The following is a 16,935-nucleotide window of genomic DNA, read 5'->3' as shown; positions in this document are numbered from 1 at the left end:
GTGGGAGGCCGACGTTCAGCAGGGAGTGTCTGCGAACGGATATGCAGCGATTTGATATTCGTCTTCGAACACAATGTAACCTGGTCGCGTTGTCCGAAGCATCTCGACTGGGATATCGTAAGCATCGAGAATTCTTTGATACTCACGGATGCGATCGATGTGCTCGATGGCCGAATCGCGAAACCAACTCAGGGCTTGCGCTTTTGCATGAGGCCGCCTCGACACGGCAAAACGCGTGGGCACTGGCAAATGCAGCCTAAACCAACGGTACGTCTGCTCAAGGTGCTCTTGATCAAACGGGTTCATGCGTCCGCTTTGAACAAGAGCTTCACCAGCTTGAAAAAGACCTTGCCGTCGCCCGGAATCGGCATCGAGATCGGCAATCACGAATCTGATGAACATCTGGCGAGGTTAGCAAATCCAGCCGACCGCAGAAACGTCCGCAAACGGTCGAACATTGCCCATCGCTCTTACGCTGCCGTCACTTCCAGCCCGCGCTGCACAGCGGGCCGCGCCAGCCCGGCATCGAGCCAGCGCTGGACATGGGCAAAGCGATCGAAACCGACGATCTCGCGGGCGTCGTAAAAACCGATCAGGTTCCGCACCCAGCCGAGCAGCGAAATGTCGGCGATGCTGTATTCTTCGCCCATGACCCATTCGCGGTCCGCGAGCCGCGCATCGAGCACGCCGAGCAGGCGCGCGGATTCGGCGGCGTAGCGGTCGCGCGGGCGTTTGTCCTCATAGTCGCGGCCGGCGAATTTGTGGAAGAAGCCGAGTTGGCCGAACATCGGGCCGACGCCGCCCATCTGCCACATCAACCACTGGATCGTCTCGTAACGCGCGTTCGGATCGGAGGGCAGGAATTGGCCGCTCTTGTCGGCGAGATAGATCAGGATCGCACCCGATTCGAAAAGCGCGAGCGGCTTGCCGCTCGGGCCTTCGGGGTCATAGATCGCCGGGATCTTCCCGTTGGGGTTGAGCGCGAGGAAGGCGGGGTCATGGCTTTCGTTCGCCATGATGTCGATCCGGTGCGCTTCATAGGGAAGGCCGGTTTCCTCGAGCATGATCCCGACCTTCACGCCATTGGGCGTCGGGGCGGAGAAAAGCTGGAGCCGGTCGGGATGCTGCGCGGGCCAGCGTGCGAAAATGGGGTGGGCCGCGGTCATGCGCCCTGCTCGCGCTTCGCTTGCTGGTGATGGCGGATCACCTCGTCGATGATAAAGCGCAGGAATTTCTCGGTGAAATCGGGGTCGAGGTCGGCGTCGCGGGCGAGTTCGCGCAGCCGTTCGATCTGCCGTTCCTCGCGGCCGGGATCGGCGGGGGGCAGGCCTTCGCGCGCCTTGAGCTCGCCGACCGCCTTGGTCACCTTGAACCGCTCGGCGAGCATATAGACGAGCGCCGCGTCGATATTGTCGATGCTCTGGCGAAAGCGGCTCAGTTGGTCGTCCATGGGTGCGCGGCTCCTCTTGTGCCCGGCACGCTTGGCACCGGGCGGGGCCTCAAAGCAAGCCGAAAGTCGTTGCAAAATCGTGGGCACGGCGCCAAGGCTCGCCGCGTTATGACTGCGGAAATTCATCAGCTCCACGGCGACCGGCCGCCCTCGCTCGACCCGATGATGGCGCTCGTTGCCGCCGACATGAACGAGGTGAATTCGGTCATTCTCGACCGGATGCAGTCCGAAGTGCCGCTGATCCCCGAACTCGCCGGTCACCTGATCGCGGGCGGGGGTAAACGTATGCGCCCGATGCTGACGCTCGCGTGCGGCAAGCTGCTCGACTATCCGGGCCGCCGTCATTGCAAGCTCGCCGCGGCGGTGGAATTTATCCACACCGCGACCTTGCTTCACGACGATGTCGTCGACAAATCGGACCTGCGCCGCGGCCGCAAGACCGCGAACATGATCTGGGGCAACAGCGCCTCGGTGCTCGTCGGCGATTTCCTGTTCAGCCGCGCGTTCGAGGTGATGGTCGAGGACGGCTCGCTCAAGGTGCTCAAAATCCTGTCGCGCGCTTCGGCGGTGATCGCCGAGGGCGAGGTCAACCAGCTTTCCGCGCAGCGCCGGATCGAGACTAGCGAGGACCAGTATCTCGCGATCATCAACGCCAAGACCGCCGAGCTGTTCGCCGCGGCGTGCAAGATCGCTGCGGTCGTCGCCGAGCGCGACGACGCGACCGAAGCCGCGCTCGACGCCTATGGCCGCAACCTCGGCATCGCGTTCCAGCTCGTCGACGATGCGATCGACTATGTTTCGGACGCCGAAACGATGGGCAAAGGCGTCGGTGACGACTTTCGCGATGGCAAGGTCACGCTGCCCGTGATCCTCGCCTATGCGCGCGGCAGCGCCGAAGAACGCGACTTCTGGAAGCAGGCGATCGTCGGGCACCGCACGTCGGACGAGGATCTCGCCTATGCGACCTCGCTGCTCCATAAGCATGACACGATCGCCGACACGCTGGCGCGTGCGCGCCACTATGGCCAGCGCGCGGTCGACGCGATCGGCGGCTTCCGCGCGAGCCAGGCAAAATCGGCGCTGACCGAAGCGGTCGCCTTCGCGGTCGCGCGCGCCTATTGAGGGGAACAGGCCATGGCGATGATGGGGCCGGCCGCCGAGAACCCCGACGCCTATATCGCCGCGCTTTCGGGCTGGCAGCGCGAACGCTGTGCGATGATGCGCGCCGCGATCATGGCTGCGGCGTCGTTTGACGAAACCATCAAATGGACCAACCTCGTCTTCATCGCGAACGGTCCGTGCATCCTGATCCGCGCCGAGGAGCATCGCGTGCTGCTCGGCTTCTGGCGCGGCAAAAGGCTGCGCGAGGTCGATCCGCGCATCAAGGCGAGCGGCAAATATGAACTGGGAAATCTGGTGATGACCGAGGCGACCGAGGTGACGGCCGAAGAGGTGTCGCGCCTTGCCGCCGAAGCCTTTCGCCTCAACCTCGAACTGGGCAATCCCGCGGCGCGGACATGATGCAGCCGCTGCCGATCGATGCCGTGCTGCCCGATATCATGGCGGCGCTGCTGCTGAAGCCCAACGCCGTGGTCGTCGCGCCGCCGGGGGCGGGCAAGACGACGCGTGTCGCGCCCGAAATATTGAAGCAGCCGTGGTGCAAGGGCGCGGTGTGGCTGCTGTCGCCTCGCCGCCTCGCGGCGCGCGGCGCAGCCGAGCGGATCGCCGAGGAGATGGGCGAAGCGGTTGGCGGGCGCGTAGGCTATGCGACGCGCCTCGACAGCAAGCAATCGGCGGCGACGCGGCTGCTGGTGATGACACCCGGCCTGTTTCGCAACCGCATCCTCGCCGACCCCGAATTGTCCGGCGTGTCAGCGGTACTGTTCGACGAAGTGCACGAGCGCAGTCTCGATGGCGATTTCGCGCTCGCGCTGGCGATCGACGCGCAGCAGGGCCTCCGCGACGACCTTCGCCTCGTTGCGATGTCGGCGACGCTCGACGGGGCACGCTTCGGGGCGTTGCTCGGCAACGCGCCGGTGGTGAAGAGCGAGGGCAAGATCTGGCCGCTCGACCTCCGCCATATCGGCCGCCGCGCCGAGGATCGGCTCGAGGCGTCGGTGCTCGGCGCGGTGCGGCAGGCGCTGGCCGACGAACCCGAAGGCGACATGCTCGCCTTTCTGCCCGGCGCCGCCGACATCGAACGCGCCGCAGCCGGCGTCGAAGATGCGCGCCTGCCGCTGGCGGTCCACCGGCTGCATGGTCAGATCGATCCGGCCCTCCAGCGCAGGGCGCTCGTCCGCGATCCCGACGGGCGGCGCAAGCTGATCCTCGCGACGAGCATCGCCGAAACCAGCCTGACGATCGACGGCGTGCGCATCGTCATCGACGCCGGGCTGTCGCGCCGCCCGCGCTTCGACAAGGCGGCGGGGATCGCGCGGCTGGTCACCGAGCGTGCGAGCCAGGCGTCGGCGACGCAGCGCGCGGGGCGCGCGGCGCGGCAGGGACCAGGGGTCGCTTACCGATTGTGGGAAGCTGCGGCGACTGCGGGCATGCCGCCGTTCGATCCGCCCGAGATTCACGAGAACGACCTGATGCCCGTCGTGCTCGATTGCGCGAGCTGGGGTATCATCGACCCGCGCCAATTGGGCTGGCTCGACCCGCCGTCACCCGCGGCAATTGCCGAGGCGAAGACGCGGTTGCAGGCGATCGGAGCGCTTGCCGACGACGGCCGCATCACTGCGCACGGCAAAGCGCTCGCGGCGATCCCGCTGCCGGTGCCGCTCGCGCATATGCTGCTCGACGCGGCGCGCGCGGGGGAGGCCGAGATGGCGGGGCGGCTCGCGGTATTGCTCACCGAACCCGGTCTCGGCGGGCGCGGCGTCGATGTCGAGGCGCGGCTGGGGCGCTGGCGCGGGCAGAAGGGCGACCGCTCCGAAGGCGCGGGACGCCTTGCGCGGCGGCTGGCGACCGTCGGCGAAAAACTGGCGGCGGGCGCGGGCGACCTTGCACCGCGTTCGATCGGCGGCTGGATCGCGACCGCCTGGCCCGATCGCGTTGCCCGCCAGCGCGCCGGGCAGCGCGGCGAATATCTGAGCGTCGGCGGCCGCGCCTATCGCATCGACCCGGTCGATCCGCTCGCGAACAGCGAATGGCTCGCGATCGCCGATGCACAGGGCCACGCCGCGGGGGTGCGCATCCTCGCCGCAGCGCCGATCGCGCAGGCCGAGGTCGAGGCGCTGTTCGAAGGGCGCATCGTCCAGCATTCGGCGAGCCGTTATGACAGCGCGAACGACCGCGTCGACCATCGCCGCGAACGGCGGCTTGGCGCGATCGCGCTGGCGAGCGGGCAGGCGGGGCGCGGCGACAACGTCGGGGACGACGTTGCGGTTCGAATGGCGGCGGTGCGCGACAAGGGGCTCGGGCTCATCGGCTGGGGACCGGCGTCGCAGGCGCTGCGCCAGCGCGCCTCCTTCGCTGGCATCGATACGCTGTCGACCGGCGCGCTCGCCGACAGCCTCGAGATATGGCTCGAACCTTTGCTACCTGCGTGCCGCGGGCTTCGCCACATCGGCGACCGCAGGCTGGCCGATGCGCTGATGGGGCTGCTCGACTGGCCGGCGCGGCAGCTGCTCGAAAAGCATGCGCCCGCGGATTATACGACGCTCGTCGGCAGCCGCCATGCGATCGACTATGGCGCCGATGGCGGGCCGACGGTCAGCGTGCGCGTGCAGGAATTGTTCGGGCTCGCGCGTCATCCGACGATCGGCGATCCGCCTGTCCCGTTGGTGCTCGCGTTGACCTCGCCCGCGCACCGCCCCATTCAGACGACGCGCGACCTCGTGTCCTTCTGGGGCGGGAGCTGGCACGACGTCGCTCGCGAGATGCGCGGGCGCTACCCTAAGCACAACTGGCCCGACGATCCGGCGAACGCCCGCCCAAGCTTGATGACCAAAGCGGCACAAGCGCGGCGCGATGCGCAATAGACCTCTTTCCGCACGCCTCGCTTGGCGCTAAGGCGGCGGCACAGGCCCCGGTTACACAGGACGACCCCGATGAAAGCGCGTATTTTCCAGAAGCCCAAGAATGCCATGCAGTCGGGGCGCGCCGGGACGCAGCGCTGGGTGCTGGAGTTCGCGCCCGCCGAGGCGCGCAAGGCCGATCCGCTGATGGGCTGGGCGGGCAGCGGCGACACGCAGCGCCAGCTTCGCCTTGGCTTTGCGAGCCGCGAAGAAGCGGTCGCCTATGCGGAGCGCGAAGGGATCGAGGTTGAGATTACGCCGACGCCGGTGCGCACGCTGAAGATCCAGGCCTACGCCGACAACTTCCGCTGACAAAAAGACGGCCCCGAAGGGCCGTCGAATCCGGATTATTCCGCGTCGGGCTGCAGCAGCTTGTGCAGGTGGACGACGACATATTTCATTTCGGCGTCGTCGACGGTGCGCTGCGCCGCGCTGCGCCAGGCCTTTTCGGCCGCCTTATAGTCGGGGAACAGGCCGACGACGTCGAGATTGTGCAGGTCGACGAAGTCGAGACCCTGCGGATCGGCGACGCGTCCGCCGAACACGAGATGCAATTTGCTCATGGCTGCTTTCCTTGCGGGCTAGCACTGGGGAGGGGAGAAGCCGCGCCCCCTACCAGCGCTTGGCCCTTACGGCAAGTGCGGCTCAATCCTCGTCCTTGCGTCCCTTCGGCAGCAGCGATCCGAACAGCGCGCCGATCGCGACCGCGCCTGCGACGAGCGCCAGCGGCTGCTTTTCTGCAACATCCTTGAGCTTGCTGTTCGCGCGCTTGGCCTGCGCCTTGCCCTTTTCGAACGCTTCGCCGGAAGCTTCACGCGCGACGCCTGCCTGTTCGCTCGCCTTCGCGGCGAGGTCTTCGGTCGCGGCGCGCGCGCGGCCATAGCCGTCCTGGATGCGCGCCTTCGCCGCCTCGGCGGTCAGTCGCGCATTTTCGGCGGTTTTCTCCGCAAGTTCACTCGCTTTGGCGCGCGTCTCGCGCGCGGTTTCACCGAACGGCTTCATCATCTTCCTCCAATATTTCGATTTCGTCGTCTTCGTCCGTCGGTTCTTCGGCGGAGCGGAAATGATCGGCGACGTCCGCCGCCAGGTCCTGGATCTTCTGCACCAGACGCGGCGCATGTTCCTTGATCGGTTCGCGCAAGAGCCAGGCGATTCCCGCTGCCGCCGCGATCGCGATCGGCAGGCGGTTGTTGCGAAACTGCTCCTGAACCACATGCGCGGCGTCGTCGACCTTCTCCCCGATCCGGTATTTGCCGCGGTCGACGAGCGCGCCGGGCCTGAGCGCAGCTTTCGCGACGTCGAGCCGGCGGTGGAGTTCGGCGCGCTGGAGCATCGAGCGGCGCGCCGCAGCGATCAGGCGATTACGCGTCCGCGGCATCGGGATCGATTCCTTCGTTCGTCAGGTCGCGCCGCAGCGCTGTGCGGATGTCGCCATAGCTGCGCTGCGCACGCCATCCGGCAAAGCCCGCAACGGCGAGCAGCACGGCCACGACGATCAGCGTCGCGATGAAAGGCCCGACATGCGGCGCCAGCGCGAGGATCGCTCCGAAGGCGAGCGCGAGCATTGCGATACCGACGGCACACGCCGCGATCGTCCCCCATGCCGCCGCCCAGCTCGCGCCGTGCAGCGCCAGTTCGCCGCGCGCTTCGAGCAGTGCCAGTTCCGCCCGCGCGGTCGCCGAAAGATTGTCGACGACATCGCCGACAATCTTGTCGAGCGGAACCGGCGGCGCGGTCTCGGCGCGCCCGCCCGGCGCGTAGCCGTGGCTTACGCCGTCAAAGCTGCGCCCGTCGGGCGCGGGGGTGTTCGGATCGGGCGATGACAAGGTCCGGTCAATCGTTCGAGCTGCCCTTGAGCATACGGGCGAGCACGAAACCGATCACCGTGGCGGCGCCGACGGCGATCGCCGGGTTCTTCTTGACCATGTCGCGGGTCGAGGCGGCGAGCTCGTCGAGATCCTTCTTGTCGAGCGTCGTCGCAAGGCCGGCAACGGTCGTCGCGGCCGAACGGGCATAGTCGCCATATTGCTTGCCGAACTTGCTGTCGACGGTACCGGCGCTGTCCTCGAGCAGCTTGGCCAGGCTGCCGACGGCTTCGGCGGCCTTGTCCTTGCCCTTGGTCGCGGCGTCGCGCGCCTTGGCCGACGCCTGATTCTTCAGCGTCGTCGCTTCGTCCTTCAACGAGGCGGCCTTTTTCGAGGCTTCGGATTTGATCGTGTCGCGCGTCGCGGCGAGCTGGTCGCGGATCGGGTGATCCTTGGCGGCCTTCGCAGCCGCGGGCTTGCGCGCGGGCGCCGCCTTGGTGGCGGCGGCCTTTGCGGGCGCCTTGGGACGGGGAGCGGCAACTTTCTTCGTCGCGGGAGTAGCGGCTTTGGCCATCGGCGTTGTCCTCTTCTTCTTTTGTCGGGCGCCGCATCAGCGAACGTCCCCTTTGGTCCTGCAAGAATATATAGCAAGGCGAGCCGAATGGTTCCATCCCTCCGCAAAATTCCTATGCAGCGGTTGCACTAACGTCACCCTCTCGATAACAGGCGGGCGCCTTTCCCTACCGCCCTGCCGACAGGGCTTCAGCAGGACAAAATCCATGACCGCCATCATCGACATTCACGGCCGCGAAATCCTCGACAGCCGCGGCAATCCGACCGTCGAAGTCGATGTCCTGCTCGAAGACGGCAGCTTCGGCCGCGCCGCGGTTCCTTCGGGTGCTTCGACCGGCGCGCACGAAGCGGTCGAACTGCGCGACGGCGACAAGAGCCGTTACCTCGGCAAGGGCGTGACGAAAGCGGTGGCGGCGGTGAACGGCGATATCGCCGACGCGCTGATCGGCCTTGATGCCGAGGACCAGCGCGAACTCGACCAGGCGATGATCGACCTCGACGGCACGCCGAACAAGAGCCGCCTCGGCGCCAACGCGATCCTCGGCGTCAGCCTTGCCGCCGCAAAAGCAGCAGCCGACGCGCGCGGCCTGCCGCTCTATCGTTATGTCGGCGGCGTCTCGGCGCGCACCTTGCCCGTTCCGATGATGAACATCATCAACGGCGGCGAGCACGCCGACAACCCGATCGACGTGCAGGAATTCATGATCATGCCCGTCGGCGCCGGCAGCATCGCCGAAGCGGTGCGCTGGGGCAGCGAAATCTTCCACACGCTGAAGAAGGGCCTGTCGGCGAAGGGTCTCGCGACCGCAGTCGGCGACGAAGGCGGCTTTGCTCCGAACCTCGCTTCGACGCGCGCTGCATTGGACTTCATCGCCGCGTCGGTCGATCAGGCGGGCTTCAAGCTCGGCACCGACGTCGTCCTCGCGCTCGATTGCGCCGCGACCGAATTCTTCAAGAACGGCAAGTACGAAATCAGCGGCGAGGGCCTGTCGCTCAGCCCCGAGCAGATGGCCGAATATCTCGCCGCGCTCGTGAACGACTATCCGATCAAATCGATCGAGGACGGGATGAGCGAAGATGATTTTGTGGGCTGGAAGGCGCTCACCGACCTCGTCGGCGACAAGTGCCAGCTCGTCGGCGACGACCTGTTCGTGACCAACCCGCTGCGCCTTGAACAGGGGATCAAGGACGGCCTCGCCAACTCGCTGCTCGTCAAGGTCAACCAGATCGGTACGCTCAGTGAAACGCTCGACGCGGTCGATATGGCGCACCGCGCGCGTTACACCGCCGTCATGTCGCACCGTTCGGGCGAGACCGAGGATTCGACGATCGCCGACCTTGCGGTCGCAACCAACTGCGGCCAGATCAAGACCGGTAGCCTCGCGCGCTCGGACCGGCTCGCGAAATACAATCAGCTCATCCGCATCGAGGAAGAACTGGGCGACATGGCGCGTTATCCGGGCGCGTCGATTTTCGGGTGATCGCAAAGCTGCGGAAAACAGTGCGCTGACGCCTTGACGCCGTGAATCAACTCTGATTCAAGGGCCGGGATGACGCAGCGCCACAAATTTCGCAAATCGATGAGCCGGGCGACCGGTCCGGCGCTCGCGGTGATCGCGGTGCTGGCGATGCTCGGCTATGCGATCTTCGGGCCGACCGGGCTTTACGCGTGGGGCGAATATGGCCAGTCGGTCGAGAAGAAGCGCGTCGTGCTGAGCGAGCTGGCGAAGAAGGAGCATGAGCTCCAGAATCGCGTCAACCTGCTCGACCGCCAGCGCGTCGATCCCGACCTTGCCGAGGAATATGTCCGCGAGAAGCTCGGCGCTTATCACCCCGACGAGGTGATCATCCCGATGGAGCCCGAAGCGAAGCGCTGAGCGCCGTTCGGTGCGGCGTTGCTGCGCCTTTTGCTGCATACGTAGCTTGGTCGGCGCGATGCCGATGGTGGGCGTTGCCAAGTGCGGCGCGGCTCTCCTATAGGGGGCCTTGCCGTAACGGCTAAATGCAAAGGAAACCTCCCTTGGCCAAAGCTCCCGCGCGCGCATCCGCCGCGCCGAAAAAGACTGCTTCCACCCCGGCCGCCGCGACCAACCGCGAGCAACCGCGCGATCCCGTTCCCTATGACGCGACGCCCGAAGAGCTGGAAAAATTCTATCGCGAGATGCTGCTCATCCGCCGCTTCGAGGAAAAGGCCGGGCAGCTTTATGGCCTCGGCCTGATCGGCGGTTTCTGCCACCTCTACATCGGTCAGGAAGCCGTTGCGGTGGGTCTCCAGTCGGCGCTCGACGGCGACAAGGACAGCGTCATCACCGGTTATCGCGACCATGGCCACATGCTCGCTTACGGCATCGACCCGAAGGTCATCATGGCCGAACTCACCGGCCGCGCTGCGGGCATCTCGCGCGGCAAGGGCGGGTCGATGCATATGTTCAGCGTCGAGCATAAATTCTATGGCGGCCACGGCATCGTCGGCGCGCAGGTGTCGCTCGGTACCGGGTTGGCCTTCGCGCACAAATATCGCGGCGACGGCGGCGTGGCGATGGCCTATTTCGGCGATGGCGCCTCGAACCAGGGGCAGGTCTACGAAAGCTTCAACATGGCCGAGCTGTGGAAGCTGCCGATCATCTTCGTGATCGAGAACAACCAGTACGCGATGGGGACCTCGGTCAACCGCTCGTCGGCTGAGGATCAGCTCTATCGTCGCGGCGAAAGCTTCCGCATCCCGGGGATGCAGGTCGACGGTATGGATGTGCTCGCGGTGCGCGGCGCCGCCGAAGCAGCGCTCGAATGGGTGCGCGCGGGCAAGGGCCCCGTGTTGATGGAACTCAAGACCTATCGCTACCGTGGCCACTCGATGTCCGACCCCGCCAAATATCGCAGCCGCGAGGAAGTGCAGGCTGTGCGCGACAAGTCGGACGCGATCGAGCACCTCAAGAAGCTGATGGAAGACGCCGGGATCGGCGAGGACAAGATCAAGGATATCGACAAGGAAATCCGTCAGATCGTTGCGGAATCGGCCGACTTTGCGGAAAGCGCGCCTGAACCCGAACTTCATGAACTGTATACCGACGTGCTGGTGGAGCAATATTGAGATGGCCATCGAATTGAAGATGCCGGCGCTGTCGCCGACGATGGAAGAGGGCACGCTCGCCAAGTGGCTCGTCAAGGAAGGCGACACGGTGAAGTCGGGCGACATCCTTGCCGAGATCGAAACCGACAAGGCGACGATGGAATTCGAAGCCATTGATGAGGGCACGATCGGCCAGATCCTCGTTGCCGAGGGCACCGACAATGTGAAGGTCGGCACTGTGATCGCGACGATCACGGGCGAGGGCGAAGAAGCGGCCGCTCCGGCGCCTGCGCCTGCGCCCGCCGCGGCGCCCGAACCCAAGGCGGAAGCACCGGCACCGGCGCCTGCTGCTGCCCCGGCTGCCGCCCCTGCAGCTGCCGAGCGCGCATCGGACCCCGCGATCCCCGAAGGCACCGCGATGGTCCGCCTGACGGTGCGCGAGGCGCTGCGCGACGCGATGGCCGAGGAAATGCGCGCCGACGACCGCGTTTTCGTGATGGGCGAGGAAGTCGCCGAATATCAGGGCGCGTACAAGGTGACGCAGGGCCTGCTCGAGGAATTCGGCGCGCAGCGCGTCGTCGACACGCCGATCACCGAATATGGTTTCGCCGGTCTCGGCGCGGGCGCGGCGATGGGCGGGCTGAAGCCGATCATCGAGTTCATGACCTTCAACTTCGCGATGCAGGCGATCGACCACATCATCAACTCGGCGGCGAAGACCAACTATATGTCGGGCGGTCAGATGCGCTGTCCGATCGTGTTCCGCGGCCCGAACGGCGCCGCGGCGCGCGTCGGCGCGCAGCACAGCCAGAATTACGCGCCCTGGTATGCGAACGTCCCCGGCCTGATCGTGATCGCGCCCTATGACGCCGCCGATGCCAAGGGGCTGATGAAGGCCGCGATCCGCACCGAAGATCCTGTCGTATTCCTCGAAAACGAGCTGCTTTACGGCCGCAGTTTCGACGTACCCGACCTTGCCGACCATGTCCTGCCGATCGGCAAGGCGCGCGTCATGCGTCAGGGTAGCGACGTCACGATCGTCAGCTATTCGATTGGCGTCGGGCTCGCGCTCGAAGCCGCCGACCAGCTTGCCGGTGAAGGCATCGATGCCGAGGTCATCGACCTGCGCACCTTGCGTCCGCTCGACACCGCGACGGTGCTCGCCAGCCTCAAGAAGACGAACCATCTCGTCGTCGTCGAGGAAGGCTGGCCGGTCTGCTCGATCGCCAGCGAACTTGCGATGGTCGCGATGGAGCATGGCTTCGACGATCTCGATGCGCCCGTCATGCGCGTGTGCAACGAGGATGTGCCGCTGCCCTATGCGCATAATCTCGAAAAGGCCGCGCTCGTCGATACGCCGCGCGTCGTGAAGGCGGTGAAGGCGGTCCTCAATCGCGCCTGACGATCCGGAGACGGCTTTCTATCCCGACATGCGCGATCCGCGCGTCATGGTCGCCGTGCCGCAATCGCGGCGCGCGGCCATGGCGGCGCTGTGGGGTCTCGCCGCGCGGCTGACCAAGCTGCTGATCGACGCGCGCGAGCCGCTGATCGGGCAGATCAAGCTCGCCTGGTGGCGCGACATGGCGGGGATGATCGCGAGCGATCCCGGCGCGCTGCCCAAGGGCGAGCCGCTGCTCGCCGAGCTCCAGGCGACATGGGCCGGGCAGGGCGGTCTCGACGCGCTCGTCTATGCCGCCGAAGCGATGCTGCTTGCGGACAGCGATGACGAGCGTCGTACGGCTTCCGAAAGCTTCGGCGATCAGCTCTTTGCGCTGTCGGGCGGCGATGCGGCGGGCGGGAAGCGCTGGGGGCTTGTCTGGGGTGCCGGCGTCGTCGAGGCCGAACCCGAAGCGCGCCGCCTGCTGGGCGACGCGAAAAATTCCGCTGTGCCGCCCCGCGGTGATTTCGGCGGAACCCGGGCGCTTTTGATGCTCGACCGCTGGGCGGGAGCGATCGCGGCGAGCGACGGCGAGCGGCATCTGCGCAGCGAAGGCCTGTTGTTGCTGCGCATCGGCCTTTTCGGCCGCTGACGACTAAATATGCGCCGGGGGTGGAAATGGCGCGCCCGAGCATCTATCTTGCGCAGAACAAACGGGGTCGCAGGGGACAATGCGATGTTCAACGGGCTGGTCGCCTATCTCGATTCGATCAAGGCGCGCGATCCGGCGCCGCGGTCGCGCTGGGAAATTCTGCTCTATCCGGGTCTGCTCGCGGTCGGCATGCACCGCATCGCACACTGGCTGTTCGAGGCGCGGCTGTTCTTCCTTGCGCGCTTCGTCAATCACCTGTCGCGTTTCCTGACCGCGATCGACATTCACCCCGGCGCGACGATCGGCCGGCACCTGTTCATCGACCATGGCTTCGGCGTCGTGATCGGAGAGACCGCCGAGATCGGTGACAATGTTTCCATCTATCAGGGCGTTACGCTTGGCGGCACCGACCCCGCGAACGGCATCGGCGGCAAGCGCCACCCGACACTGGCCGACGATGTCATCGTCGGTTCGGGCGCCCAGATCCTCGGTCCCGTTACCGTCAATGCGCGCGCGCGCGTCGGCGCCAATGCGGTGGTGACGAAGGATGTCCCCGAAGGCGCGGTGATGGTCGGCATCCCGGCGCGCTCGACCTTGCTCGACGCGACCGAATATGCGCGCGAGTTTGTGCCCTATGGCACGCCGTGCAGCGAGACTTTCGACCCGGCGACGCAAAAGGTCGAACTGCTGCAATGCCAGCTCGAACAGATGCAGAAGCAGCTGAAGGCGCTGCTCGACGAACGCGAACTCGCCGCCGTCGACGATGAAGCGCCGCGGCGCAAGGGGAGCCGGACCGGCGCCTGATGGGCACCGTGACGCCCTTGCCGTTCGGAGGCCGGACGGTACCGCAGCAAACCGGTTTCGAGCGCCCCGAACTGATGCGCATCCTCGACCTTTACGGCCGGATGGTCGCGGCGGGGCATTGGCGCGACTATGCGATGGATTTTCACCGCGACGCCGCGATCTTCTCGGCCTTTCGCCGCGCCGCCGAGCGTCCCGAATATCGCATAGAAAAACGCCCCGCCTTGCGGAGCCGGCAGGGCATGTGGGCCCTTGTCTCCGAAGCCGGGGCGATCCTGAAACGCGGGGACGAGCTTTCGAATGTGCTCGCCCCCGTCGAACGCAAGCTTATGAAGCTGGTTGGGGACTGATCGCCCGCACCGTCGCCGGCAGCTGGTCGGCGACATTCGGCGGCAGGAAACCGACGACCACCGCCCGGGCATTTTGCCAAAAGGCCGAGAGCAGCAGCAGCGCCGAACCGATCACGAACGCCGTCAGCGCGACATTGAGCTCGACCGCGCCGAAGGTGTTGAAGAGCTGCGTCATCGCGAACAGCACATAGGCGAGCGCCGAGACGAGCAGCGCGCGGCGGTCGATCGCGAGTGCGATCAGCCCGAAGACGACATAGATGCCGACGACCATCAGGGCGGCACCGCTGCCGATATCGTCGCCGCGCGTAACGCCGAGCAGGTGGAAGACGGGGTGCGCGATCATCGGCGCCGCGAGCAGGTGAAGCCAGAAGGCGACGTCGCTGCGGCGCGTCTGGCGCACGCGGTCGCTGCGGTCCCACCACATCGCGAGGGTGAAGACGCCGAGTCCGGCGATCAGCACGAGGATCATCGGCAGCGTCCCGTCGGGGCTGGGCATTCCGGTGATCGCGAGGACGAGCGCCACCGCGGTCGCGGCGAGCGCGGCGGTTCCGGCGGCGACGGTGATCGGCACCATGAAGCGCTTCCAGTGCGCCCAGGTCGCCGCGGCGGTGACCAGCGCCATCGATCCGATCAGGATCGCGCCGGCCGTTTCGCCCGGATCGCTGCCGAAGATCGACTCGCCATGCTTGACGAGGAAGCCGACCATCGTCGCGAACACGCCGCCCGAAAAGGCGAGGACGAGGACGATGCTGGGCAGCGCCATGCGGCGCCTCCGCGTGAAATACTCGGCGAGGAACCACGCCGACGCGGCGACGAAAGCGCCGCCGAGCGCGGGATGGATCGAGGCGCCGATCCAGCCGACCGCGACGAGCAGGATCACCGCCGCGATGCTGACGAAAATATCGTTGAAACCGGTGATGAGGCGGAAGGATTCCTCATCCGCTCCGGGGGCGGCGCGCACCGATGCGATATGCGAGCGGAAAGCCAGTGCGGCCTCCGGCGTCAGTACCTTTGCATCGACCGCTGCTTGCAGGTCGCTTTCACTATACATCGGGGTCGTCCTTCTGTCCGATCCCCTTGCCCCGCACCGCTTCTAGCAGGGCTGTATTGGTGATGCAATACAATAAGTCAGGAGAAGATTTGCGCCGAGATTAGCCGCTCGCGCTGCGCGGTCGTGATGCGATCGACGAGCCGATACGCCGCGGGATAGAGTGCAAGGCTGATCAGTGCCGCAAAGATGCCGATCTGGAGGCCGGTCTGGAGCTCTTCGGGCGAGGCGGGGTTGAAGGTGAGGCGGACCGAGATGTTCGACGCGATGTTCGAGAGAAGCCAGGTACCCCACCATATCGCGAGCAGCCCTTCGGGTTGTTCGAGCTGGTCGCCCTGTCCGCCATGGCTGGCATTCCAGATTTGCCGCATCGCGGCAAAAGGTTTGAAAAGGTTGGCAATGGGGATGAAGAACCAGCCGACCGCCCAGCCGGGCGTATAGTCGAAGCCGACGGTCCCCGCGGCGACGATATTTGCGGCCGCGCGATAGATCCACATGCTGAAGAAGATGATCGTGACGAGCGTGAGCAAGACGTCGGTGAGCCCGACGGCGGCATAGAGCGCCGCCGCGCCGGTCAGTTCTGCGCTCTCGTCGAGCGAAACGGCACCTTGCAGTTCGGCGACTTGTCCGGCCAGCGTCGCCATGATCACCACGAATCCGGCGATCAGCAATATCTTCACGAGCTTCGCCCGCTGTCCCAACAGATCGATGCCCTCGGCCAGGCCCATTTCCGCCATGATATGCTCCCCCTTTTCGGGGACGCCGCCCCGGCGTCCCCGTCAGGGTGATGCTATCAGGGTCAGCCCAGTGCCATCAACGCTTTCATGACGTTCATCGACTGCTCGCTGCCCGACTGCGGGACGGTTTCGCCGTTGCGGTCGATGATCTTTTCCCACGCCGCGGCGACGCCTTCGGGCGTGCGCTCGCCTTCGGGCAGCGCGACGCCGGGGGTCATCGTCACATAGGCGGCGTGGAACGCGCCCGCGCCCGCGCCGACGATCATGTTCGTCGGGGCGTCTTCGCTGACGAGGTAAAGCGCCGCCGGAACGACATTCTCGGGCGTGAACTTTTCGAACAGTTCGGCGGGGAAGATATCCTCGGTCATGCGCGTGCCGGCGACCGGCGCGATCGTGTTGCAGCGGATATTATATTTCGCGCCTTCGAGGTGCAGCGTCTTGGTCAGACCCGCGAGGCCCAGCTTCGCCGCGCCATAATTGGCCTGCCCGAAATTGCCGTAGAGGCCGGTCGACGACGCGGTCATCAGGATGCGGCCATAGGCCTGTTCGCGCATCAGGTCCCAGCACGCCTTGGTGACGTTGGCGCTGCCGCTGACATGCACCTTCAGCACCAGATCGAAATCGGCAGGCTCCATCTTGGCGAAGCTCTTGTCGCGCAGGATGCCGGCGTTGTTGATCAGGACGTGGACGCCGCCCCATTCTTCCTTGGCCTTGGCAACCATTTCCACCATCTGGTCATATTCGGTGACGCTGCCGCCGTTCGACATGGCGGTGCCGCCCGCCGCGCGGATTTCCTCGACGACCTGCAATGCGGCGTCCGAATGGCCGGTGCCGTCGCGCGATCCGCCGAGATCGTTAACGACGACCTTGGCGCCGCGTCGCGCGAGTTCGAGCGCATAGGCGCGGCCGAGGCCGCCGCCGGCGCCGGTGACAATAGCAACGCGGCCGTCAAATTTGATCGTCATGATGGTCTCCCGGAAAGGGCCGCCCTCGCAAGAAAGGTTGCCCGAAAAAACTGGAACGTCCTTAGCCGTTCGCGCCTTGCTGGCAAG

Annotated in this window: 22 protein-coding genes; 11 read left to right on the top strand and 11 right to left on the bottom strand. The window is 65.9% G+C overall.

The features are described from left to right. Positions 1–15: 15 nt before the first annotated feature. The 3 genes from VGN62_RS01095 to VGN62_RS01085 form a co-directional block, all read right to left on the bottom strand. Positions 16–402, bottom strand: a complete 387-nt coding sequence (locus tag VGN62_RS01095; protein WP_327450319.1) for a hypothetical protein — start codon at positions 400–402, stop codon at positions 16–18. A gap of 68 nt (positions 403–470) precedes the next feature. Continuing rightward, entirely contained in the window at positions 471–1,166 is a 696-nt protein-coding gene (locus VGN62_RS01090) for a glutathione S-transferase N-terminal domain-containing protein (RefSeq protein ID WP_327450317.1), read from the bottom strand. After that, positions 1,163–1,450 carry a chorismate mutase gene (locus VGN62_RS01085; protein ID WP_327450315.1) on the bottom strand — a complete coding sequence of 96 codons (288 nt, stop codon included), beginning with the start codon at positions 1,448–1,450 and terminating at the stop codon, positions 1,163–1,165. The genes VGN62_RS01090 and VGN62_RS01085 overlap by 4 nt, the downstream gene beginning before the upstream one ends. Before the next feature lie 108 nt (positions 1,451–1,558). On the opposite strand from VGN62_RS01085, the gene VGN62_RS01080 reads away from it, so the two are divergent. The 4 genes from VGN62_RS01080 (at position 1,559) to VGN62_RS01065 (ending at position 5,781) form a co-directional block, all read left to right on the top strand. Next, the gene (locus VGN62_RS01080) at positions 1,559–2,572 is read left to right on the top strand and encodes a polyprenyl synthetase family protein (protein ID WP_327450313.1); all 1,014 of its coding nucleotides are present in this window, start codon (positions 1,559–1,561) and stop codon (positions 2,570–2,572) included. 12 nt (positions 2,573–2,584) lie between these two features. Continuing rightward, entirely contained in the window at positions 2,585–2,971 is a 387-nt protein-coding gene (locus tag VGN62_RS01075; RefSeq protein WP_327450311.1) for a DUF1801 domain-containing protein, read from the top strand. Then, complete coding sequence (hrpB, locus tag VGN62_RS01070) at positions 2,971–5,433, top strand: ATP-dependent helicase HrpB (protein ID WP_414713237.1); 2,463 nt, start codon at positions 2,971–2,973, stop codon at positions 5,431–5,433. The genes VGN62_RS01075 and hrpB overlap by 1 nt, the downstream gene beginning before the upstream one ends. A 69-nt stretch (positions 5,434–5,502) precedes the next feature. Next, positions 5,503–5,781, top strand: a complete 279-nt coding sequence (locus VGN62_RS01065; protein WP_327450307.1) for an ETC complex I subunit — start codon at positions 5,503–5,505, stop codon at positions 5,779–5,781. 35 nt (positions 5,782–5,816) lie between these two features. Here the strand turns inward: VGN62_RS01065 and VGN62_RS01060 are convergent, their stop codons facing one another. The 5 genes from VGN62_RS01060 to VGN62_RS01040 all read right to left on the bottom strand — a co-directional run bounded on the left by VGN62_RS01060 (position 5,817) and on the right by VGN62_RS01040 (position 7,848). Continuing rightward, positions 5,817–6,032: a DUF4170 domain-containing protein gene (locus VGN62_RS01060; protein WP_327450305.1), complete on the bottom strand. Its 216-nt coding sequence runs from the start codon at positions 6,030–6,032 to the stop codon at positions 5,817–5,819. Between the two features lie 82 nt (positions 6,033–6,114). Beyond that, the gene (locus VGN62_RS01055; protein WP_327450303.1) at positions 6,115–6,471 is read right to left on the bottom strand and encodes a hypothetical protein; all 357 of its coding nucleotides are present in this window, start codon (positions 6,469–6,471) and stop codon (positions 6,115–6,117) included. Next, positions 6,455–6,847, bottom strand: a complete 393-nt coding sequence (locus VGN62_RS01050) for a hypothetical protein (RefSeq protein WP_327450301.1) — start codon at positions 6,845–6,847, stop codon at positions 6,455–6,457. Before VGN62_RS01050 ends, VGN62_RS01055 begins: the two co-directional genes overlap by 17 nt. Beyond that, on the bottom strand, positions 6,831–7,295 hold the full coding sequence (locus tag VGN62_RS01045) for a phage holin family protein (protein WP_327450300.1): 465 nt from the start codon (positions 7,293–7,295) through the stop codon (positions 6,831–6,833). The genes VGN62_RS01050 and VGN62_RS01045 overlap by 17 nt, the downstream gene beginning before the upstream one ends. Positions 7,296–7,302: 7 nt before the next feature. Beyond that, complete coding sequence (locus VGN62_RS01040) at positions 7,303–7,848, bottom strand: hypothetical protein (RefSeq protein ID WP_327450298.1); 546 nt, start codon at positions 7,846–7,848, stop codon at positions 7,303–7,305. A 205-nt stretch (positions 7,849–8,053) separates the two neighbouring features. On the opposite strand from VGN62_RS01040, the gene eno reads away from it, so the two are divergent. The 7 genes from eno (at position 8,054) to VGN62_RS01005 (ending at position 14,098) form a co-directional block, all read left to right on the top strand. Then, entirely contained in the window at positions 8,054–9,328 is a 1,275-nt protein-coding gene (gene eno, locus VGN62_RS01035) for a phosphopyruvate hydratase (protein WP_327450297.1), read from the top strand. 69 nt (positions 9,329–9,397) lie between these two features. After that, complete coding sequence (locus VGN62_RS01030) at positions 9,398–9,724, top strand: FtsB family cell division protein (RefSeq protein ID WP_327450295.1); 327 nt, start codon at positions 9,398–9,400, stop codon at positions 9,722–9,724. A gap of 125 nt (positions 9,725–9,849) precedes the next feature. Next, entirely contained in the window at positions 9,850–10,938 is a 1,089-nt protein-coding gene (gene pdhA / locus VGN62_RS01025; RefSeq protein ID WP_414713236.1) for a pyruvate dehydrogenase (acetyl-transferring) E1 component subunit alpha, read from the top strand. A gap of 1 nt (position 10,939) precedes the next feature. Then, the gene (locus VGN62_RS01020; RefSeq protein WP_327450291.1) at positions 10,940–12,319 is read left to right on the top strand and encodes a pyruvate dehydrogenase complex E1 component subunit beta; all 1,380 of its coding nucleotides are present in this window, start codon (positions 10,940–10,942) and stop codon (positions 12,317–12,319) included. 28 nt (positions 12,320–12,347) lie between these two features. Continuing rightward, the gene (locus VGN62_RS01015; RefSeq protein ID WP_327450289.1) at positions 12,348–12,947 is read left to right on the top strand and encodes a hypothetical protein; all 600 of its coding nucleotides are present in this window, start codon (positions 12,348–12,350) and stop codon (positions 12,945–12,947) included. 84 nt (positions 12,948–13,031) lie between these two features. Continuing rightward, a complete protein-coding gene (cysE, locus tag VGN62_RS01010) occupies positions 13,032–13,751 on the top strand; it encodes a serine O-acetyltransferase (protein ID WP_327450287.1) in 720 nt (239 codons plus the stop codon). After that, entirely contained in the window at positions 13,751–14,098 is a 348-nt protein-coding gene (locus VGN62_RS01005) for a DUF2794 domain-containing protein (RefSeq protein WP_327450285.1), read from the top strand. The genes cysE and VGN62_RS01005 overlap by 1 nt, the downstream gene beginning before the upstream one ends. On the opposite strand, the gene VGN62_RS01000 is transcribed toward VGN62_RS01005, so the two are convergent. From VGN62_RS01000 to VGN62_RS00990, 3 genes are all read right to left on the bottom strand, one after another. After that, positions 14,076–15,149, bottom strand: a complete 1,074-nt coding sequence (locus VGN62_RS01000; RefSeq protein ID WP_327450283.1) for a hypothetical protein — start codon at positions 15,147–15,149, stop codon at positions 14,076–14,078. The genes VGN62_RS01005 and VGN62_RS01000 overlap by 23 nt on opposite strands. 77 nt (positions 15,150–15,226) lie before the next feature. Then, complete coding sequence (locus VGN62_RS00995; RefSeq protein WP_327450281.1) at positions 15,227–15,883, bottom strand: DUF4328 domain-containing protein; 657 nt, start codon at positions 15,881–15,883, stop codon at positions 15,227–15,229. Between the two features lie 62 nt (positions 15,884–15,945). Continuing rightward, positions 15,946–16,848 carry an SDR family oxidoreductase gene (locus tag VGN62_RS00990; RefSeq protein ID WP_327450279.1) on the bottom strand — a complete coding sequence of 301 codons (903 nt, stop codon included), beginning with the start codon at positions 16,846–16,848 and terminating at the stop codon, positions 15,946–15,948. Between the last annotated feature and the right edge of the window lie 87 nt (positions 16,849–16,935).

Source organism: Sphingopyxis sp., assembly GCF_035998905.1.
Taxonomy (GTDB): Bacteria; Pseudomonadota; Alphaproteobacteria; order Sphingomonadales; family Sphingomonadaceae; genus Sphingopyxis.
The sequence above is the reverse complement of the archived record's forward strand: the minus strand, read 5'-3'. Positions and strand labels throughout refer to the sequence as shown.